The sequence below is a fragment of the Kitasatospora sp. NPDC023176 genome, from assembly GCF_055560495.1.
This window is the reverse complement of the sequence record NZ_JBVHIP010000040.1, coordinates 51,308-73,520: the sequence shown is the minus strand read 5'-3', so window position 1 is coordinate 73,520 and position 22,213 is coordinate 51,308. Positions and strand designations below refer to the sequence as shown.

Annotated in this window: 8 protein-coding genes and 1 pseudogene; 5 read left to right on the top strand and 4 right to left on the bottom strand. The window is 69.4% G+C overall.

The window, feature by feature from the left end; translation table 11 throughout:
• Positions 1 to 339 (top strand): tyrosine-type recombinase/integrase (locus ACZ3YL_RS36035; protein ID WP_465661663.1); only part of this gene is annotated, 339 nt, incomplete at its 5' end.
• A gap of 636 nt (positions 340 to 975) precedes the next feature.
• Here the strand turns inward: ACZ3YL_RS36035 and ACZ3YL_RS36030 are convergent.
• Positions 976 to 8,793: a polymorphic toxin-type HINT domain-containing protein gene (locus tag ACZ3YL_RS36030; RefSeq protein ID WP_465661662.1), complete on the bottom strand. Its 7,818-nt coding sequence runs from the start codon at positions 8,791 to 8,793 to the stop codon at positions 976 to 978.
• 686 nt (positions 8,794 to 9,479) lie between these two features.
• Between ACZ3YL_RS36030 and ACZ3YL_RS36025 the strand changes: the two genes are divergently transcribed.
• Entirely contained in the window at positions 9,480 to 13,574 is a 4,095-nt protein-coding gene (locus ACZ3YL_RS36025; protein WP_465661660.1) for a DNRLRE domain-containing protein, read from the top strand.
• Positions 13,575 to 13,797: 223 nt separating this feature from the next.
• Here ACZ3YL_RS36025 and ACZ3YL_RS36020 read toward each other — a convergent pair whose 3' ends face one another.
• Complete coding sequence (locus ACZ3YL_RS36020; protein ID WP_465661658.1) at positions 13,798 to 14,292, bottom strand: NUDIX domain-containing protein; 495 nt, start codon at positions 14,290 to 14,292, stop codon at positions 13,798 to 13,800.
• 778 nt (positions 14,293 to 15,070) lie between these two features.
• On the bottom strand, positions 15,071 to 15,622 hold the full coding sequence (locus ACZ3YL_RS36015) for a hypothetical protein (protein WP_465661656.1): 552 nt from the start codon (positions 15,620 to 15,622) through the stop codon (positions 15,071 to 15,073).
• Between the two features lie 244 nt (positions 15,623 to 15,866).
• Here ACZ3YL_RS36015 and ACZ3YL_RS36010 point away from each other — a divergent pair, with 244 nt between their 5' ends.
• The gene (locus ACZ3YL_RS36010; protein ID WP_465661654.1) at positions 15,867 to 16,724 is read left to right on the top strand and encodes a polysaccharide deacetylase family protein; all 858 of its coding nucleotides are present in this window, start codon (positions 15,867 to 15,869) and stop codon (positions 16,722 to 16,724) included.
• Between the two features lie 252 nt (positions 16,725 to 16,976).
• Positions 16,977 to 17,165, top strand: a complete 189-nt coding sequence (locus tag ACZ3YL_RS36005; protein WP_188309114.1) for a hypothetical protein — start codon at positions 16,977 to 16,979, stop codon at positions 17,163 to 17,165.
• Between the two features lie 5 nt (positions 17,166 to 17,170).
• Here the strand turns inward: ACZ3YL_RS36005 and ACZ3YL_RS36000 are convergent.
• A pseudogene (locus ACZ3YL_RS36000) lies at positions 17,171 to 17,227 on the bottom strand (hypothetical protein); the annotation flags it as partial.
• A gap of 904 nt (positions 17,228 to 18,131) precedes the next feature.
• Between ACZ3YL_RS36000 and ACZ3YL_RS35995 the strand changes: the two are divergent.
• Positions 18,132 to 22,079: a hypothetical protein gene (locus tag ACZ3YL_RS35995; RefSeq protein ID WP_465661653.1), complete on the top strand. Its 3,948-nt coding sequence runs from the start codon at positions 18,132 to 18,134 to the stop codon at positions 22,077 to 22,079.
• The last annotated feature ends 134 nt before the right edge of the window (positions 22,080 to 22,213 follow it).

Below are 22,213 nucleotides of genomic sequence, written 5' to 3'. Positions count from 1 at the left end.
GGATCAGGCTGCCCCCAGCTCCACCGCCCTGCTGCGACAGGGTCAGCGGCGAAGGTCTCTCACCTCCACTCGAACCACAGCGCCTCACGGCGCACCCACGACCTGAGGCACTCGACCGCCACCCTCCTCCTGGAGCAAGGCGTCGAACTCGTCGTCATCAAAGAACTCCTCGGCCACGCCCACATTGGCGTGACCGCGACCGTGTACGCCCACGTCCGCCTCCGCCTCCAGCGCGACGCCATCGACCTCCTCGGCCGTGCCCTTCGCAACCCCACCGACACTGCCGACCGGCCCAACGACGGCGACGACCCGCCGCTTGGTGCAGCACCCGTCCACTGACGTTGCCGTCAACTACTGCCGTCACCTCACGCAGAAGCCCCGCCAGGAGTCCTGGCGGGGCTTCCGTGTGCTCGTTTACCGATACTTCTGAGGACGCTACCTCGTCACGCCGGAGTTAAGGACTGAGAATCCGTCCACATGGAATCGACGCTATTCGCCCGAGGTGGTTCACGCCGCACCTGACTACTGGAACGCGCGGTAGATATCCGCTACGCACCCAAGACGTTGCGCGCGGCCCCTGGCCTGGGAGCGTCCATCCATCGCCGCTCTACTTCCCTGTCCAACCGAAGCTTTGCGGTAGCACGCCTTCCTCCCATAGTCGGTCGAGCCTAGCGAAAAGCCTGTACAAGCTCGTATCGAACTCCTCCCACGCTGCCGGGTCCAATTCCCTCCAGGGATCGGAGATGATCAGACCGGGCGGCAGGGGGCCCGTTGAGCCAGACATCTTTCGGCAAGAAGCACACCATGTGTAACTGATCACGGCGGGGCGATTCGCGTGTTGCGTCTGCCGGAGGTAGGTGCGAACCGAAACCTCTCCACACGCAGGGCAAATCCACTCTGCCTGGTCTCGGAGGAAGTTTCGATCTCGCCCGAGAGTCTCGATCTCCGAGGGCGTGAAACGCCGTATCTGAGCCATCAACCCGTCCTCCGTCTGAAAACGCCGAGCATAGCTTGCCCATATGCCTCGGCAGCGGACTCTGTTCCACCCATGGAGTTCGGCCAAGTGGCGTACATCCGGTGATGATGTATCTCGTGGAAGATCGTTGCCACGGCCGTATCCATATCAGCCAGTCCCATATTGGAAATCTGGATTACCGGGCGCCCTCGCGGACCCAGGTTCGGTATTCCATTGCCGTCGTGAGGGCTATTCCCGTAGGCAGGAAGGCCATCCCCTGCTGTGCGGATCTCCGGCACGTGCACAATGTCGTACTCAGCAACACTCATGTCAGCTCGGCCCAACGCCATCTTGACCTGCTTAATGCTGACGGCAGCGCCGTTCTTACCTCCCGGAGCACTCTGGGGGTCCGCATCGCCGCAGTTATGCACCAGGACGGGTGTCGCCCCCGCCAGCACATAGTACGTGTGGATGTCGGCGATGGTGAGGTCATAGGCAACCTGAGGGGCGGTATCGTAGTTCCTTACCGCCAGGACAGTGGGAGTTCGGCCGTCTACGGTGCGGACCTTGTCGCCGAGGTTCAGGTCCGCGGCGTCGGTCCAGCGGTGTGTGGTTTCGTCCCAGAACGGGTGGTGCTGGGTACTGGTGAGGCTTTCCACCTTTCCGGGCTCGCCATTGGAGGCGTCGACCTGGAGTTTCAGGTCGGTGAAGTGGTCATCGTCGGGCGTGCGGATGGTGCGGATGACCGACTTGGGCTCGGTGTTCCCGGTGGCTGGATCCGTTGCCTCGACCTGATCACCGAGCCGGAGATCCTCGATGGCCTGGGTTGTTCCGTCAGCCAGGAGGACCCGCGTGCCCGGTGGGAAGCTGTGCGTCGCGCCCGCGAGCCGGCCGGCGAGGTCACACGCCTCGTTCGTGGCGGCTGCGGCCGAATTCTCTACCTTCTCCGCTTCGTTGGATGCCTTGCCTGCCTTTCCTGCGAACTGTCCGGCCTTACCGAGGAGGCGCTCACCTGGGATGGCACCCGCGAGGTTCTGGACGGCGCTCAGGTAGTTGCCGTCGTGGGCGTCGATGGCGGCGGACCCGAGAGCGCCCAGCGTGCTGAATCCGGGGGCGTACTGGAGCGAGTCGAAGAGCTCATGGAAGCTGTCCTTGAGCGTTCCGCCCCTGTAGATGATGAAGTTGTGGTTGCTGACGTAGTTGGGGTGCTCCTTGTTTCCGCTCCAGTCGTTCCAGTAGCCCTCAACCCATCCGTCGCGCTTGAACTGGAACGTTTCGGTGGTGACGTTGCCCTTGTCGTCGGCGCAGGTGCCGAAGCCGCCACAGACACCGTCGGGCCTGAGTCCACTGGGGTCGCTGAGGTTGGCGGGGTTGTTGTTGCTGTAGGCGTAGCCGTTGAGCTGCTGGGCGTCGGTGAGGTCGAGGACCGGGTCGACGGAGATGAAGCGGCCGTTGGCGGAGTCGTATTCGCGGGCTCCGAGGTGGGTGAGGCCGGTGGTGGAGTCGTTGGTGCCGCCGACGAAGCCGCGTTCGGTGGGCCAGGTGGCGGGTTTCTTGCCGCGGGGGGTGCCGAACGGGGTGGTGTCGCCTCGGGTGTAGGCGAGGTTGTCGGCGCTGATGGTGAGTTGGGCGGTTCCCTGCTGGTCGGGGATGAGGTAGTTGAGGCTGCCGTCGGAGGACTTGACGAGGGTGACGTTGCCGGCGGTGACGTAGCGGGTGCCGGTGACCTTGTTGGCGTTCTTGTCGAGCTTGAGCTCCTGGCCGTCCAGGTAGAGCGTCACCGCGTCGGGTTCGCGGCGCAGGAGGCGGGTGCCGTTGGCGTCGTAGAGGAAGGTCGTGCTCTTGCCCGCGGTGGTGGACTTGGCGAGGTGGCCCTCGGTGTTCCATTCGAGGGTCTGGTCGCCGTCGGCGGTGACGCGGCGGATGGTGTTGCCGGCCTCGTCGTAGGTGAAGGTGTCGGTCCGGGCTCCGGTGCCGGTGATGTCGACGCGGGACAGGGCGTGGGGTCGAGTGCCTCCCGGCACGGGGTAGGTGGAGGTCCGCTGGCTCTGGTCGCTCTGCTGGTTCTCGGTGGTCTGGGTGAGTTGCGTCCAGGGGAGCCAGCTGCCGGTCGTGTAGGCCCGCTTGGTGTAGTTGAGTGCTCCGCCTGCGGCCGCGATGAGCTTCAGGTCACCGCCCGAGCTGACGACGGCTGCCGAGGTGGGCTGGTCGAGCTGGCCGACGACCTGGCTGACGTTGCCCCAGCTCTGCCAGCTGGCGTCGGGCTTTCGGACGGTGTGCCAGATGGATCCGCCGGCGATGGCGGCGACTTCGAGGCCGGCGCCGGTGGCGGTCGCGGTGAGGTTGGTGGGCGTGCTGAGGGAGCCGGTGACGCTGTAGACGTCGCCCCAGCGCTGCCAGCTGCCGCTGGAGTTGCGGATGGTGTGCCAGAGCTTGTCGCCCGCGATGACGATGACCTCGAGGCCGGTGCCGGTGGCCGCGCTGGTGACGCGGGTGGCGCCGGTGAGGCTGCCGGTCTCGCCGTAGACGTTGCCCCAGGCTTCCCAGTTGCCGTCGGGCTTGCGCAGGGTGTGCCTGAGTGCGCCGTCGGAGAAGGTGAGGACCTCCAGTCCGGAGGCGGTGGCGGACAGGGACAGCTGGTTGGGGTTGGACAGGGACCCGACGACGCCGGTGACGTCGCCCCAGGGCTGCCAGGAGCCGTCGGCCTTGCGCAGGGTGTGCCAGATCCTGCCGCCGGCGACGGCCATGATCTGCAGGGTGTTGTCGGCCCAGGCCGCTGCGACGTGTTCGACCGGGGCGGTGAGAGGGCCTGCCTGGGTCGTGGTGTGGAGGTTCTCGAAGTTGCGCCAGGTCCCGTTGGCGCGCTGCTGGGCGAGGTAGACCTGACCGTCGGAGATGGCGACGGAAGCGGTCTGGCTGTCGCCGGCGATGGCGACGGAGGTGACCTTGCCGGTGTCCATCAGCGGCCCAGGTGCGGCTCCGCTGGTGCGGTTGGTCGCCTGGGTGCGGTTGCCGGCCGCGTCGTAGGTGTAGCTGGTCCAGTACGGGTCGGCTCCGCCGACGTTGGGGCCGATGCCGGAGGTCGGCTTGGCGACGCAGTCGTCGGTCGCTGACCAGGCGTTGGTCAGGCGCTGGGCGAAGTCGTAGGTGTAGCACTGGGTGTCCGTGACAGCGGCGTCGTCGCGGTCGTCGCGGACTCGGGTGATGCTCCCGACCGGATTGTAGGTGTAGGTCTTCTTGTCGAGTGTCTGCGGTCGGGACTCCTCACGATCGGTCTGGGCGAGTGCGAGGCGCTGGGTGGCGTCCTCGTACACGTAGGTCTGAACGGCCCTGGATCCGATGTTGCCGATGACGCTCTGCTGGAGCTGTCCGGTCGGCGAGTACTGGTTGCCGAGGGAGTAGACCCGGCTGCCGCCGCTGACCGAGGTGGGCAGGCCCAGCGCGGTGTAGTTGCGGTGGACGGACTCCTGCGCGAGTCCTCCGCCGGCCGGATAGGTCGTGGTGTCCACCAGTCCGGTGTCGGGCGTGTAGGTCTGTGAGGTGGTGTAGGTGCCGGTGAGGAGTCCTTCGCTGTCCGGGATGGTGACGGCGGTCCCGGTCGGCTTGCCGGCGCTGTCGAAGCCGGTGGTGCTGGTGGTGTAGGCCTTGCCGTTCTCGAAGCGGGTGCTGCCGGTGGCCAGGCCGTTGCTTCCCGGGAGGGCGTCGTAGGCCCACTCCGCCAGCTTCGGACCGCTGGTGGAGCCGTCGAACATCGCCGTCTTGCGGCCCAGGATGTCGTAGGCGTACGCGAGCGTCTTGCCCCGCGCGTCGGTGACGGTGGCGAGCGTGCCGTCCGCGTTGTAGGTGCTGGTGGAGGTGCCCTTGTCCGGGTCGACGGCCTTGGTCTGGCGGCCGAGCAGGTCGTACTCCCAGCTCCAGGCGTTGCCCGCCGGATCGGTGAACCGGGTGAGCTTGCCCGCCGGGTTGTACGTGTACTTCAGCGTCTCGTACGCCGAGGCCGGCGCGTCGTAGTCCGGGCTTCCGCTCTTGTAGTGCCGCACCTCGGACGTGCGCCCGTGGGCGTCGGTGATCGTGAGCGTGGGGGTGCCGCCGTCAGGCGGGGTCGTCGCACCCCAGTTCACGCCGTAGCGCGTGGTGGAGCGCCACTTCTCGACGTTCAGCGACTTGAAGATGCTGGCGGTCGGCCGGTCGAGGCCGTCGAACTCGGTCTCGGTCTGGGACGGGACCTTGTTGTCCAGTCCGATCCACAGCGCCGCCTCCGGGGCGCCGTCGGCGTGGTACGCCGCGTTGGCGCGGTAGACCCGACCGTGGCTGTCGTAGAAGCTGTCGGTGATGTTGCGGCCGCCGTTGTGGGCGGTGCTGCCGCCGTGTGCCTCCTCCTGGACCTGGCGCGGGCGCAGTAGGCCGTCGAACAGGGAGATGCTGGTGCGGTAGTCGCCGCCTTCCAGGAGGGTCCTGGTCGTGATGGCGGGCTGCTTGCCCGGTTCGATGGTGTACGTGTACGTCGCGTTGGGCGAGGCGCTCTTGTCCCGGCCCGGGTTCCAGACGGCCGTGGTGCGGCCGAGGGCGTCGTAGCCGATGGAGGTGGTGCGGTTGTTGGCGTCGACGACCTTCACCGGCAGGGCGCGCAGGCCGTCGTAGGTGGTGGTGGTAGTGAAGCCCTTGGGGTTGGTGGACTGGACGACGATGGGCTGGGTGCCGCTCGCCGGGGTGTAGGACGTCGTGGTCTCCGCGTTGTTGACGTCCTTGACGGAGGTCACGCGGCCGTACTGGTCGTACGCGGTGGTGGTGGCCGTGAGGTAGTGCGGGGTGCCGCCGTCGTAGCGATCGAGGCCCTCCGCCGTGGTGACGTTGCCCTTGCCCGGTTCCGGTGCGGTGCCGAGCGGTCGGCCGTCGTAGGACGTCCTGGCTTCGCTCGTGACCGTTGCCGGTGTGGCGTCCGTCGAGCAGAGGGTGCTGGTGGTCTGGACGGACTGCGGGTAGGCGATGAGCCAGTTGGCGGTGTCCGGGGTGACGTAGGTGGTGCGGGTGCACTGCTCGTCGCCGGTGACGTTGGTGTCGCCCTCGTCGGAGACGGTCCTGGTCTGGCCGTAGTCGTCGAAGGTGCGGCTCAAGCGGAGCGTGCGGGCGGTGCTGCCGTCCGGCTGGAGCGCCTTGGTGGTCTCGCTCTCGGTGCGGACCATCGTGGCGGTCAGCGGCGGCAGGGCTGCGGCTTCGGGCCGGCCCGGCTCGGGCGGCAGCGTCGTGGTGGGCTTGCCATCCTTGGTCGGCAGGGCCTTCACCGCCCGGCTCGCGGTGCCGCGGAGCCAGGGAGCGCTCACGGTGCTCGTGAGGGGCCGACCGCCGTCCTGGTCGTAGGTGATGGTCTCACGGACTTGGCCGGCGAGTTCGTTGCTGTCCTTGATGCCCTGGAGCGGATTGACGGGCCTGGACTGGCCGTTGGCGAGGGTGTCGCCGTCCATGCCCTGGAAGTAGACGGTCTCGGTCAGGCTCTTGTTGGAGTCACCGACGCGGGTGCGGACCCGCTGGTAGCCGCGGAAGTCGTTCCAGGTGCGGTCCTTGTCCGCGGTGAACTCGGAGTTGTCGCGCCGCCAGGCGGGGCCGTCCAGGTACTCGTATCCGGTGACCTTGTCGGGGGATCCCGAACCGGCTACCAGGTCATGCTCGGTGACCGTGACCACGAGGTACTTGTGGAACCAGTCGAGGACCGGGTCGACCGCGCCCTCGGGGGTCCACCAGGACGGGTAGCAGCGCCTGGCGTTGCTGTCCGGAGCGGGCAGGGATCCCGCGACGCAGTCGATGTCGCTGTACTTGATGTCGGTGTTGGAGCCGGTCTCGGAGGTGATCCGGTTGATCCGGTACCGGTTCATCGGGGGGCGGCCCTCGGCGGAGTCGACCCGGTTGGGGCGCAGGTCCCCGCCGAAGGTCACGGGCTGCAGGGTCGACTGGGCGCTGCCGGCTTTGGCGGTGCGGGTGATGGTCTTGAGCCACAGGGCCCGGCCGCCGCTGTCACCGGTGGCGGGGAAGTCCTGGTCCAGGCTCCAGGCGTCGATGTCCTTGTAGCTGCCGTCGCCCTGCAGGGCCTGGGTGGTGATGCCGGTCAGGCGCTTCTTGGACCAGAAGGTCGGGGCGCCGTTGCGGCAGTCCTGGTTCTGGTCGCAGGACTGGTCGACGGGGGTGTCGTACCAGTTGGCGGCGTTGGCCTTGGTGAAGGAGCAGTCGGCTGCCACGCACCGGTCGGCGGTGGAGAAGAGGACCTTGCCGGCCGGGGAGGCGCTGTAGACCTGGCCCGCGCGGTGGCCGTACTCGATGTGGTTCAGCGTGGCGGCGCGGGCGTATGCGGCGTCGGCCTTGGGCGTGCCGGTGCCGGCGCCGATGTTCTTGGCGTAGGCGTTCTTCTCCTGGTCGTAGAAGTACGCCAGCGCGTTGCCGTGCGGGTCGACGACGTAGTCGAGCTGCCAGCGCCAGGCCCGGTCGCGCGAGGAGTCCTTGAACGCGGGGGCGTAGCCGGGCTCGCCGGGCTGGTTGCCGAACACCGGGACGGTCAGGGCCGAGCCGGTCTCGGGCTTTCCGGCGCTCCATCCGGGCAGGCGGTTCTTGCCGAAGAAGTACTGGGTGCCGTCGGTCGTGGTCACCTTCCAGTACTCGTTGTCGGTGTCGCCGTTGGCGGTGTCCGACGTGTTGCCGTTGAGCTTCTCCACCCGCGAGCCGTCGTCGTTCGACAGCTTCCAGGTGCCGGTGGCGTCGTCACGGACCAGCGCCGAGGTGTTGCCGTTGAGCGAGACCGCGGCGTTGTCGGACTTCCAGCACAGGTCGCCGCCGGAGTCGGGAGCGTTGTTGCCGGAGCCCTTGTCTCCCGCGCAGGCGGTGTAACTGCGCTCGATGAAGCCCGGGTTGTAGTCCCAGCCGTCACCGATCCAGGAGGACTGGTTGTTGGTGGACGCGGTACGGCCGTCGATGGCCGCGGACGAGTAGCCCAGGGCGACCTTGGGCACCATGCCACCTGGCGCCGGCGGCACCTGGATCGGATAGGACCAGTTGAAGGAACCGGTGTTGCCGCCCACCGACCAGGTGCCGGACGGAGACAGCGACGTCGCCTTGTAGTTGCCCTCGGGGCCCGAGGCACCGGCCGTGGCGGCCAGCACGGTCGCGCCGCCGGCCGACGTGTCGGCGGCCTGGGCGAAGGACGCCTTGACCGCGCCACCATGAGCCTGGCTGTCGGCGGCCGCGACGGCGACGTCGGCCGTGAGGGTACCGGTCTTGGTGTCGTTCGAGGTGGCCAGCGCCGTGGCCGTGCGGCACTGCGGCTGATCCGGGGTGGTCAGCGCGCATGCCGGCAACTGGACGAAGGTCAGGCGGGAGCCCCAGTCCGCGCCGAACGACTCGCGGAAGGCCTTGTAGTCCAGTTGGACACGCGCCTTGTCCGGGGCGGCGCTGCCGGCCACGGGCTGAAGATGGACGAGGAGTCCGTCGAGGCCCACGGTGGCCGCTGCGGTTCGGTCGGACAGCGCCACGCGGACCTTGGGCTGCTGCCCGGCTGCCGGGCTCGCTCCGACCGACGTGACGGTCAGCGGCAGTCCCGGCGCCTTCGCCTGGGCGGACTGCTGTTGCGCTGCGGTCGGGGGCAGGGCGATTTCGGCCTGCCCTTCCTTCGGCCATGCCGCTGCGGGAGGCGCGGTCGGGGGCTGGGCGGCCTTCGAGTCCGGGCGTTCCGCCACGACCCGGGACAGCGGAACGGACTCGGTGTGCTGGACGGGCGGGAGCTTGAACTCGTTGCCGGCAGCCGCCGCGATGGCGGGTATCTGTACGGCAGCGGCTATCAGGGCCGTCGCAGCCATGGGCGCGAGTTTACGGAGCACAGGTCGTGTTATTGCCTCGGAACGGCGCTTTCGCGGTCCCGGCGATGCGCCCGTGTCGGATGGATACATCCGCTTCATTCCTCTTGGTCGTCTTGTGCGGGTGCGATCACACCCGGCGGGACGCTACCAAGACCGACGGACGGAACGGGTACCAATGGTCTGTCAAAACTTGCACCTGACCCGTCTTTTATCTCTCTTTCATAACTCATCCACATCCCGGCCGACACTATTCCGAACTAGTGCCGCACCATAAAAGACCGACTTGTCCGCTGATATCCGACGGGTTGACTGACACTCCGTGACATGTGATCACGATGTGGTATCCGATTTCTCCGTCCTGCGGGGCACAGCCGCCGGTATGCCCCCTGGGTCGTCACTGCCCGCTTGCATGATGAGGGCGTCTGCGAACCACAGAGAAAGAGAAGGGGATGCATCATCACAACGCCCACCGAATAGGGCGAACCGCCCGGAAGTCAGTGGCCGCACTGATCGCCGCAGCCGCCGTCAGCTTCGCCACGCTGGGCCAGATCCCTGCCCACGCCGACACCGGAAGGCCGTCCACCGCTCATCAAACGAACACGCCTGAAGAAGCCGCTGTTCTGAAAGCACGTCAGAGCAAAAAGTCCGTCGATGTCACGGATCGCCAGGACGAGTCCACCGATCTCGTGGCCAACCCCGATGGCAGCTTCACCTGGCGTCGCCACGCGAGGCCGGTCCGCGCCAAGGTCGACGGACACTGGCAGGCAGCCGACGCCACCCTGGAGCGCCGTCCGGACGGCAGCATCGCCCCCAGGGCCTCCGTCTTCCCCATGACGTTCTCCGCCGGCGGCAACGGACCGCTGGCCACCATGGCGAAGGACGGCAAGTCGCTCGCCATCACCTGGCCGGCCGCGCTTCCCCAGCCCGAACTGGACGGCACGACGGCCCTGTACCGGGACGTGCTGCCCGGAGTGGACCTGAAGATCCTCGCCGAGGCGGACGGCTTCGCCCACCATCTGGTCGTCAAGACCCGCCAGGCCGCGGACGACCCCCGCCTGGCCCAGATCACCTACGGCCTCAAGACCACGGGCATCACCCTGAACAGCGGCCCGGACGGCCAGATCGCCGCATCCGACAACAGCGGCCGTGCGGTCTTCACGGCAGCGGCTCCGCGCATGTGGGACTCCCACGCCCCGGCCGACGCACCGCAGCCCACCACCGCTGCCCCCTCACCGATGGCCAAGGTCGCGCTGGCATCAGCCGCGCAGTCCGCCGACAGTGCCCCCGTACCGGACCCGGTCAGCCCCGGTGTCGCCGAGCACGCGCCGAAGACGATGACCACGCATGTCAGCCCAGACTCGCTGCGACTGACTCCCGACCCCGGGCTCCTCCACGACCCGAACACCGTCTTCCCCGTGGTCATCGACCCGACGTTCACCGACGGCTGGCGCAACCGGTGGGCGGTCGTCTTCTCCGCCACACCGGACGCCGCCTACCCCAACGGGGACGGCTGGCACTCGGACAACCCACCGGACGAACCTCGCGTGGGCTACAACGGCAGCGGCAACACGCGCTCCTACTTCGAGATGAACACCCGCGGCCTGGCGGGCTCCACGATCCTGTCGGCGACCTTCCATGTCGACGAGACCCACTCCTGGGGCTGCGACCCAGCCGCGGCGGGCAACACCGAACTGTGGGTGACCGGCCCCATCAACTCCACGACACCCACCTGGAACCGTCAGGCCTCCTGGGACCGGATCCTGGCCGCCCAGGCCTTCGCCCACGGCAACCCCACCTACTGCCCCGGAGTCCAGGGCCAGGACTTCAGCACCGACGCCCTGCGCGAGGCCGTCCAGGGAGTCGCCAACAGCGGCGCGGACAGCTTCACCCTCGGGCTGCGCACCCCTGACAACTACCTCGGCAACCACAACAGCTACAAGCGCTTCAAGAACAACCCGTACCTGGAAGTCACCTACAACCACCCGCCCTCGCTCGACGACTACGCGGCCTGGGAAGGCCAGTGGACGCCCGGCAGCAGCGGCAACGTCAACGTGCCGTGCGTCAGCGACCCCGCCGCCTGGCCCACCATCGGACGCAACGACATCGTCCTGACCGCCAAGATCTCCGACCCCGACGGCTATGTGAAAGCCAAGTTCGAGGCCTGGGACCACGACAGCGGGCAGGCCTTCCCCCCGGTCTGGGCGGAGGCCCCCAGCGGCACCTGGGCCATCACGAGGATCAGCGCCGACAGCCTGCGTGACGGAGGCCGCTACAAGTGGCACGTCCAGGCCGAGGACGGCCTCGCCGTCACGGGCTTCGGCCGCGACTGCGGCTTCAACGTCGACCGCACACCACCGACCAAGCCGACCGTCACCGCCGCGGACGGCCACAGCATCGACGTCGGCGAGGTACCGCCGCGCACACAGCGCACGCTCAAGTTCGCCTCCAGCGACCAGTTCGGCCTGAAGGGCTTCTGCTACTCCCTCAACAAGCCCCTCCCTGTGGTCAACCAAGGCTGCGGCGGCACCTGGGCTGACGCCGGTCCGGACGGCACCGCCACCGTCTCCGTGACCCCCACCATGTGGCCGACCAACCGGCTCACAGTCCAGGCCATGGACAAGGCCGGCAACCTCTCCCCCTACGACGGAACGGACGGCGGTCCCAACTCCAGCACGACACTGATCACCACGGCCAAGAACCACTTCGTCCACGACGCCACCGACCCGACTCTCGACGGTGACCGGCCCGGCGACCTCACCGGCGACGGGTACGCCGACCTGGTGGCCGCCACCAGCACCGGTGACCTCGTCCTCTACCCCGGCCGCGGCGAGGGCACCTTCGACCAGCCCCGGACCGTCGCCACCCCTGGCTGGTCCGGAGCCCTGATCACCCACCGCGGTGACTTCATCAGCCAGACTCCCGGCCAGACCAAGGACGGCTACGAGGACTTCCTGGTCAAGCAGGGCAGCAGGCTCTACCTCTACCCCGGCAACGGCATGGGCGCCCCGGACGAGTCCCGGCGCACCGAGCTGCTCCACCCCGGCGGAGGCGACTGGTCCAGTACCAGTCAGATCGTCGCCGCCGGCAACCTCGACGGCAAGCCCGGCAGCGACCTGATCACCAAGGACGGCGACGCCCTCGTGCTCTACAGCGGCACCGACGCCGGACCGCTCGCCGCCGAAACAGGCACCACCCAACTCAAGCCGGGCGTCGTCATCTCACCCGCCGGCTGGAGCGACTACGACGTCCTCGCCCCGGGTGACGTCAACGGGGACGGCATCCCCGACCTGCTCGCCCGGCGCAACACCACCGATCCCGGTGACGGCGACTACGGAAACATCCGGCTGGTCTTCGGTACCCGCAGCGCCGACGGAGGCGGGTACCAGGTCGGCAACCCGGCCACCGGCGCGCTCTACGCCAAGGGTTTCGACCCGCAGCACCGGCCGCTGATCACCTCACCCGGCAACCTGTACGGAAGCGTCACCGACAGCGGCCGTGGCTACTCCGTGTTCACTCCGACCCCGGGACACACCGTCGGCGACGTCGTCGCGGCCACTCCAGCCGATGCCACCGCCACAGTGACGTACTACACCGCCGACGGGACCGCGCAGACCACCACCTGCCCCACCGGCTGCCTGCTCACCTACCCGGGCACGCCCACCGGGCTCGGCGTTCCGCGTCTGGCCTCCCGGGGCGACCTGCACACCACCACCGCGCTCGACGGCGGGCAGAGCCTGCGGAGCCCGGCCACCGCCATGACGCGTGCCGCCAACGGCACGCTCGTCGCGGTGAAGGTCACCGCCGACGGAAGCCTGTGGGCGACCAACCAGGTGAACACCACCGCCGGTTTCCGCAACTGGTACGCGCTCAGCGGCCAGGGCCGCCACACCGGCGACCCGGCGCCCATCCTGTCGCCGGCCGCCGGAGGCACCGTCCATATCTTCGCCCGCACCCGCACCGGCCAGATCGTCGACTACGCCCAGACCAGCCCCGACGCGTCCTTCAGCCCCGCCGTAGCGGTCGGCAGCTCCGCGCCGGTGTTCGCCCAGGACCCCGCCGTCAGTCTCGCCACCAACGGCGGCATGATCGTCACCGCCGTCGACACGGCGGGCGACCTGTGGGCGACCAACCAGTCGGCCGCCGGATCGCCGTTCGCGGCCTGGAACAAGATCAGCATCGCAGGCGGCCTCACCGGGCGAACCGCCTCCGTGCTGTCCCCCGGGGCCGGCGGCACCACCAACGTGTTCGCTCGCACCACCAACGGGCACATCGCCTACTTCGGGCAGAGCGGCCCCACGAGCGCATTCGGCACCGGCACCTACCTCGGCGGCAACTCGCCCGTCTTCGCGGGCGACCCCAGCGTCACCGTGGCGACGAGCGGCGGCATGATCGTGGCCGCCATCGACGTCAACGGCGACGTCTGGGCCATCGACCAGTCCGGCCCCGGAACCGACTTCCGCAGCTGGTACCGGATCAGTCTCAACGGCGGCACGGGCGGTGCCACCAGCATCGTGCTGTCCGCCGGAGCAGGCGGCACGGTCAACATCGTCGCCCGCACCGTCAACGGACACATCGCACTGTTCGGTCAAGGCGGCCCGACCACCGGATTCAGCGCCGGCGCGTACCTCGGCGACCCGAGCATGATCTTCGCCGGCGACCCCCGCGTCATGCTCTCCGACAACGGAGCCATGATCGTCACCACCACCGACGCAGCCGGCACCACCTGGGCCATCGACCAGCCCGCAGCGGGGGCAGACTTCCGCTCCTGGTACCAGGTCTAACCACCAACCAGAGGAACGAAGCCGGCTGACCTGGCGGAAGACGCCAGGTCATCCGGCCTTCTCGTCTCCTCTGTCATAGGACCCGGCCGTGCTGTTCCCCGGCCATCGGCACGCCCACCGCCGGTACCGGACCGGCGTCTTCCCGGTCGCTGAGCACACCCACAGCGCACACGATCAAGCTTCCCATCGTGCCATGCTGCCTGGCCCTGCGGGTGAGGTCAGATCAGCGTCCCTGCGCGCGCTCCAAGGTGTGGGGGTCGAAGGGTTCGTCGTTCCAACCGTGGGTGGAGAAGCCCCGTCCGCCGGAGAAATAGTGCGTGAGGGCGGCGTGGGAGGGCGGGAACATCGGCAGCGGCAGGGCGTCGGCTGGGGACCAGATGACGTCCAGGTGCTTGTCCGGCTCGGTGTTCGTCAGTCCGCCGTGCCAGGCGGTGGCGAGGAACACGGACAGGAGGAACGGGCCCGTGCCGTCCCAGCTGGCCCGGACCTGGACCGTGTGGACGAGCCGCAGGTGCTCCGGGGCGACGATCAGCCCGGTCTCCTCCCGGAGTTCGCGGGCGGCGGCTTCGTCCAGGAGCTCACCGACCTCGACCTTGCCGCCGGGGATCGTCCACACCGGTGTCGTGCTCCACCTGGTCGCGGCGTAGTGGACGGTCGCGACCACGCCCCGGTCTCGGTCGTGGGCGATCACGGCCACGACCTGGCGAAGGCTTTCCACGTGCTACCTCCAGGAAGGTTGTTCGGGCGGTCGGTGCGGGGTGGCGCAGCTGCGCCGGTACGGTGCGGGCGTAGCCGATGATCTCCTCGTCGTGGTGGTCGAGGGCCCAGCGCGGGGTTGGTGCGAGCTCCCCGCCCGCCGACTCCGGAGACGGGCACGCCGCCAACGAGATGGACCTGGAGTGAAGCTTCGCGTCGGAGGGGCCACGCGCGTCACGATGGTGACCCCCATCAGCACGAGGAGGACACCATGAGCGGCACGATCCCCCCGGGCGCCCGGGGCCGGTGGCGCGACCAGCGCGGCCGCGACCTGCGAGGCCCCACGCGGGTGCCGAAGCACCCCACTCTGCCCCAGCCGGGCCAGATCCCGGCAGACTCGGAGAACGAGGAGGAGACCATGACGCCCCAGAAGGGTCCGGGTGGCGACGACAACAACGGGGTTGGCGGCGCGCCGCCGACCCCGCCCGACCCGGCCAACCCGCCGCCGTCGAGCGGCAGGTGCGGAGTGGAGTCTGGCCGAACACCCGGATCCGGTACGCCGAACGGCTGACCCCCGCAGGTGTGGGGAGGAGGCTTTCCGACCTGCGGCGTAGCGCGGCCTTTGCTGTTTCTTGGCCCTGCCGCGTAGCTGGCAAGAGGGCAGGCTTGGCGGGCTGTTGTGGTGTCAAGGAGCGCGCTCCATCGTGCCATGCCGTTCGCCGATGTGGGTTGCGGGCGGAGATCGGCTCTCTTGACGAGACGTATGACCAAGGGGCGGCGCCAACCGCGACTGGCCGCTTCTACGCCGGCGGGTCCGGTTTGAAGGTGCGGGTGCGGTGCCAGGGGCTGATGTGGCCGGTGTCGGTGACGGTGATGTAGCCGCGTTCGTAGAGGCTGTCGCAGCCGAGGCTGCAGGCGACCATGGCGATGGTCGCGAAGTCGCGTTTCTCGTCGTCGGTGCAGATGGCGCGCTTCGTGATGTGGGCGGCTATCAGGAAGCCGGCCGGCAGGGTGCGGCCGCAGAGGGCGCACTCCTCCGTGGGACCGGGGAGGAGGTGGCGCTTCAGGGCGGCTTGTTCTCCCCGGCGGGCGCTCGTCGCGGTGCGTTCGAGTTCGCCGTCGTAGGCGGTGGCGGTGGCGGTGGCGGTGGCGGCGTTGGCGTCGGCCTGGGGGTCTGGGGTGGTGTGTCGGCGGAGGAGGCTTCGAGGGTGAGGTAGGCCTGGAGGGTGTCGCTGTCGTCCTGGTCGAGGATGTAGATGCCCTGGATGTGCGCTCGGGTCTCCAGGTGAGTACCGGCCCGGGAGGCCTGGGCGGGCTCCAGCGGCTCTGCGCCACTCCTGGGCGGTGGCCACGGGAGCTGACCGCACCACCAGGCCAGCCCTGTCCGGGGCCGCGACCGGACCTGCGCCGTTGGAGAGATCCTCCACAGGAACCGGAGATGCCCCGGCCAACGACGCAGGACGCGATCGCCGGCCTGAGATCAAAACATCACGTTGTCACCGTCCTGCTACGGGCGTCCGAGGGAGGAACCCGTCCGATGCGGTTGACGTCGTGGACCACGGAATCAGGCAGGTGCGGTCGGAGGAGTGGTCGTTGATGGATTTCAAGGCGCGTATGGGGAACCTGGGCAACCGCTCGCGGGCGGCTCTCGCCGTGGCGGTCGTCGTCGTGGCGGCGAGCGCCTGGGTCGTTCCGACGGTCACCGGGTCGACCCCCACCGCCGACCGGAACGTCACGCACGGCCAGGACGGGACCGCCGACGGCCACGGCGCCCAGGACGGCGGCGCCCAGGACGGTGGCGCCCCGGCCACTGGCGGCGGCGCCGCACAGCAGGGGGGTGTGCCGGAGGGCATAGCCCACGCCTCCGAGGCCGGTGGCAACGCCGTCAACATCACCATCGACGACGGCCCCGACCCGGTCTGGACGCCGAAGGTCCTGGACGTGCTCAAGCGGTACGGGGTGAAGGCGACGTTCTGCATGATCGGGCCGCAGGCCAAGGCCCACCCCGACCTGGTCAAGCAGGTCGTGGCCGCCGGGCACCGGCTCTGCGACCACACCGTGGACCACGACACCACCATGGACAAGAAGCCCGTCGCCTACCAGGAGAAGGAGATCCTGGACGCCAAGAAGATGATCGAGCATGCCGCGGGCGGCGGCGCCCAGGTGCAGTACTACCGGGCCCCCGGCGGCTCGTTCACCCCGGACAGCCGGCGCATCGCCGCCGCGAACGGGATGCGCCCGCTCGGCTGGAACGTCGACTCCAAGGACTTCGAGAAGCCCGGCACGGCCGCCATCGTCGAGACGGTCAAGAAGGAGCTCTCCAACGGCCCGACCGTCCTGTTCCACGACGGCGGCGGCGACCGCCAGCAGACCGTGGACGCCCTCGGTCAGGTGCTCGGCTGGCTGAAGGCCCAGGGACGCCCCACCGGCTTCCCGGTCCGCACCACCCCGTGACACCTCGTCCGCCCGTGAAGCCTCGACGCCCGGCCCTTCCCCGACCACAGCCGCCCCGCCGTTCGGGCAATCGTGCCCGCCGCCAGGGCGACGCCGAGAGGCGTCGACCCGCCGGACCAGGCGTCACCCTGCCGCTCCGCCCGGCCTGGGACCGGCCAGGCAGGCCATCGGCGGTCACGGTGTCGCGTCGGGAGCGCCCTGCGAGCCGGGGCGTGCGATCCGTTGTCAGAGGGGCTTGGCAGGATGCTCCCCATGCTCGCCATCCGTCCTGACCAGCGCCGTGACAACCGGCCCGCCCGGACTGCTCCTCCCGACGTTGAAGAAACGGGCACCACGTCCCGCCGCCTCGCCCAGGACAGAGCCAGGCAGCAGCAGGACCGGCAGAAAGTAATCGCCTTCAACTCGGAGGGCGCGAGGTTCTTCACCAGCGTGAAGCAGTAGGCCTCGGCCAGGTCGGGGAATCTCTCCTCGAACCACAGGTAGTCAGCAGCGGTCACCGTCATGACGCAGATCGTCGCCCATACATCCGACAGCGCGGCAGGAGAAGCGTGGGCCCTGTGGTCGGGAGCGGACCAGGCTACGGCGCGATACGTACGCGTCAGAGAGCAAGGTTGAGGATCGGCTGCTGTGGCCGCCTGGTTGGATTCCCGCGACTGCGGTGAGGTTGACGGTGGGCGTCGGCGGCCGCCCCGTTGGCGCGGGGATGAGCTTTCCGACCTGCGGCGAAGCTTGGGCTTTCCAGTCCAGACTGGGGGAACTTCACGGTCGAAGCCGACGTCCATCTCCGAGGCCACCCGGAACCGATCGTCCTTCAGCGCTCCCTCGTGCTCTGACGCCAGTGGGGCGGGACCTCTCCGGCCAGGATGGGGGAGGGGGCGTACTCCTCCGACTTGGGTGGTCCAGGCACCGGCTGACCCCCGCTGGCGCGGGGAGGAGCTTTCTGACCTGCGGTACAGCTTGGCCTTTGCTGTTTCTTGGCCATGCCGGACGGCTGGCAGGAGGGCGGGCTCGGTGAGCTGTTGTGGTGTAAAGGAGCTTGCTCCATGGTGTCACGCTGCCCTCGAGCCGGGCGGTCACAGCCAGTAGCTGTGCAGTTGGCGCGTTGCCGTGCCTCGCGGCTGCCACTGTGACGGTCCGGGTGGGCGGCGGTCCAGTTCACGCTCTCCGGCCAGATCCCTGGTGTGGCGTCAGAACATGCTAGGGCAAGGGCTCGTGAGTGTCCGAATCTCTGTGGCGTGACGTGTACGCACCTCGTTAGACTCCGCCAGCTCGATCACATGTGTGATCTTTTCGTGAGCATTACCTGCCCAAGCTGGGGGGGAACAGATGAACGTGCTGCCGATCGGCAGAAGAGTACGACGGAAACGAGGTCGAGGCGGCCGAGCAGCCGCCTCCGGAGCGCTGCTGTTGGCCGTCCTGGCCTCGATGGCGGGCCAGTCGGCGCCGGCCCAGGCCGCTGGGGCAGCGCCCACGGCAGCCGCCGCGCCACAGGTGAGCCCGAGCCCGACTACGAGCCCGAGCCCGACGCCGAGCAGCACAACCGCCACGCCGCAGGCGAGCCCGAGCCCGACCGCGGGCATCACGACCGCCACGCCGGACCACAAGGCCGGCCAAGGCCGAGAGGCGGGCCCATCGGCCGCCGCCCGCGAACTCAAGCAGGCCGACCCGAGCGGCCCGTGTCCGACGGCGCTGCAGCCCGGCACGGTCGCGAGCTGCACCCTCGAGCAGAGCGCGACTGCGGTCTTCAGCCTCGCCCTGCCGCAGCAGAAGGACCTGCTGCTCGCGCAGATCGTCGCCACCCAGGGATCGATCGTCCCGACCGTCGTCGCGCCGGACGGCACCACCGTGACCTGCGACGATCCGGTCGGTCCGAGCTGGGGCAGCAGTCAGGCCCTGCGGTGCGCCACCACTCAGGCGGGCACGTACACGCTGAAGGTCCGAACCGTCACCAGTTCGGCGACCGGCCTCGCGCTCTCCTACCTGCCGCTGCAGTCCACCACGGACTGCCGGACGGTGAACGCCGCCGACCTCGCCCTGGGCGCCCCGACCGTCTTTAGCGGCTCCCTGGCACTCGGCGCGGCCGGCGACTGCTATCAGGTGAAGTACCTCGCCGCCGGCGACGTGCTTCGCACCGATGCCACCCAGCCCGGTGTCACCCCCGTCGTCTACGACGCCACCGGCGTCCAGGTCTGCGACAAGTGGACCTACCCGGACTGCCGGCTCACCGGCTCCGCGCCGTTCCGGATCACCATCCAGCGCTACAACGGCACGGCCCAGGCGTACAACGTCTCTGCGGCGCGGCTCTCCCATCCGGAGGGCTGCACCCTGGTCGAACCCCAGGCCTTCGGCGACTCCCCGGACCTGGCCTCCACCGCACACTGCCGGACGCTTCGCGTCACGGACTCCGCGCGGTACAGCTTCGGCCCGGTCAAGAACGACGGTTCCGTCCCCGGCAAGCTGTTCGCGGCCGACGGGACCCCGCAGGGAGGACTCTGCCCGCAGGGCGCCTGCGACCTGACCCCGGGTGACTACACCTGGGCCGTCGACGCGTACACCGCCCCGGCCGGCGCCTTCGGCATGGCCTTCCACTCGGCCAAGGAGACCCGGGGCTGCGTCGCGACCGGCGACACCGGCCTGGCGACCGGTCCGGCCACCGGCACCTTCGGCGGGCCGGGCCAGCAGCTCTGCCTGTCCCTGCCGACCGCTTCCGGCAAGGGCGTCTACCTGCTCAACCGGACGCCCGCCGACGGCGCGCCGGTCGCGGCCCAGCTCCTCGACGCCACGGGCGCCAAGCAGTGCGAGACCAGCGGCAGCCGGGCCACCGTCTGCAAGCTGACCGGCACCGCCCCGTTTCGCGCGGTCCTGACCGGAACGCCGTCCAAGGCCTACGGGCTGGTGCTCCACCGCACCGAGGAGACCGCCGGCTGCACCGCCTGGCCGCAGAGCGGCTTCGACGGCACCTGGGGCGTCGAGGTCCCGCTGACCGCCGCCGCACCGCAGGCCTGCCTGAGTCTGCCCGCGGACCAGCACTCCACCGTCGAACTGGTCGACTACACCAACACCAAGAACCAGCTCAACGCCGACGTCACGGTGGTCGACGCGGCCGGAACCCCGGTCTGCACGGGCGTCTCGTACGGGAACTCGGCCAAGACCTGCCAGCTGGCCGCCGGCACGCCGTACACCGCGCTGCTGGACGGCTGGGGCGGGGCGGACGGGTACAAGCTCGTCCGGCACGACATCTCGCCGGGCGCGAACTGCCTGACCCCGGCCTCCACCAACGTCGGCGGCCCCGGCGTCTCCTTCGACCTGACCTCCGCGCTCGACGCCCGCTGCGTCCGGGTCACCGCCGAGACCAGTGACAAGTTCATGCTCGCCGTCCGGACCTCGGACGGCCCGAACGGTACGAACGCGCTGCTCAGCGTGGTCGACGCCCAGGGCAAGCCGCTCTGCACCCAGATCGGCGCCGCCTGCCAGCTCACCGGCGCGAAGTCGTACACCGTGGTCGTGCTCGCCTCCGGATACAAGGGCAACCCGATCCACACCATCGTGGACACATGGAAGGTGCGCACCGCCGCGGGCTGGGTGCCCGAATGCACCGCGAACCCGATCGCCGTCGAGGGCTTCCCGCAGCGCAGCGGAGTGCTCGCCGACGACTCCGCCGCCTACTGCGCGGTGATCGACATGAAGGCCAACCAGTCCTTCAACGTTGTCGGCACCAGCAGCGCCGCCGGGCCGAACGACATCCCGCGGCTGCGCCTGGTCCGGGACTCCCGGTGGACCGGCGACTACGGATACCAGTGCACCTCCAACTACGGGTCCTTCGGGGGCCGGTGTCTGTCCGACTCACAGGCCGAGCAGGCCGTGCTGCTCCTCACCAGCGCCACGGCCGGCACGCCGGTCGAATACAGCATGCAGGGCGTCTGCGACTCCGCCTGTCCGGTGCCGCGGCCGCAGACGGCACTGACCTCGGTCAGCCCGTCCACCGGCGCCGCCGGGACGAGGGTCCAGGCCGTGATCAAGGGCACGGGGCTCAACCTGGGCAGCAAGGCCAAACTGGTCGGCAACGGAGCCGCCAGCCAGCCGCTGATGTCCACACTCTCGGTGAACGCCGGCGGCACCGCGCTCGACGTGCTGCTCGACACCAACGGACTGGCGCCGGGCAGCTACGGCATCGCACTGGACGGCGTCTACGGGGTCTCGCTCCCCGACGCCTTCACCGTCACCGCCGCCACCACCCCGGCCAAGAGCCGCTTCCTCCCGATCGACCCGGCCCGTTTCCTGGACACCCGGGACGGCACGGGTGCCCCCGCGCAGAGGGTCGGCCCCGGTGGTGTGGTCAGTCTGCAGGTGGCCGGGGTCAAGGGCGTTCCGGCGTCCGGGGTCACGGCGGTCGTCATGAACGTCACGGCCGTCGACCCGGCTGAGCCCGGGCACGTCACGGTCTACCCCGACGGCGAGCCGCTGCCGGACGTGTCCAACCTCAACTTCGACACCGGGCGCACCGTCGCCAACCTGGTGACGGTGCCGGTGGTGAACGGCAAGGTCGACCTGCGCAACGCCTCCGGCACGGTCGACCTGCTCGCCGACGTCACCGGCTACTACACCGACAGGGCCACCGGATCCCTGCTGACGTCGATCGACCCGGCCCGTTTCCTGGACACCCGGGACGGCACGGGTGCCCCCGCGCAGAGGGTCGGCCCCGGTGGTGTGGTCAGTCTGCAGGTGGCCGGGGTCAAGGGCGTTCCGGCGTCCGGGGTCACGGCGGTCGTCATGAACGTCACGGCCGTCGACCCGGCCGAGCCCGGGCACGTCACGGTCTACCCCGACAGCGAGCCGCTGCCGGACGTGTCCAACCTCAACTTCGACACCGGGCGCACCGTCGCCAACCTGGTGACGGTGCCGGTGGTGAACGGCAAGGTCGACCTGCGCAACGCCTCCGGCACGGTCGACCTGCTCGCCGACGTCACCGGCTACTACGGTGACTCCGGATCGACCTTCTCGCCGACCACTCCGGTCCGGCTGCTGGACACCCGCAGCGGCATCGGCGCCCGGGCCGGAACGGTGGGCACCGGAGGAACAGTCAGTGTGCCGGTGACCGCGCTCGAGGGCGTGCCGGCCGCCGGCGTGACCGCCGTGGTCCTGAACGTCACGGTCACCGAGCCGACGGCGGACAGCCAGCTGACCGTCCACCCGCACGGCACCGCCCGCCCGGACACGGCGAACCTCACCTTCGTCGCCGGACAGACCACGGCCGGCCTGGTCGTCGTCCCGGTGGTGGACGGCCGGGTGACGTTCTTCAACGGCAGCGGTGACACACACGTGATTGCCGACCTGAACGGCTACTTCACGGCCTGACCCGCATACCCCCGAACGTCGTCGTGGCCCCCCCAAACCCCGGGCGGACGACCCCCCCCGTAGGAGGGACCCCCCCGCACCGAACTGGAAGCCCCCGCACGCCACCACCGCCCAGGCGCTGGAGGGCCAGACAA

Coding starts and splice junctions, on each gene's coding strand:
- ACZ3YL_RS36030 (WP_465661662.1), bottom strand. CDS start 8,793: ATGGCTGCGACGGCCCTGATAGCCGCTGCCGTACAGATACCCGCCATC.
- ACZ3YL_RS36010 (WP_465661654.1), top strand. CDS start 15,867: ATGGATTTCAAGGCGCGTATGGGGAACCTGGGCAACCGCTCGCGGGCG.
- ACZ3YL_RS36005 (WP_188309114.1), top strand. CDS start 16,977: ATGCTCGCCATCCGTCCTGACCAGCGCCGTGACAACCGGCCCGCCCGG.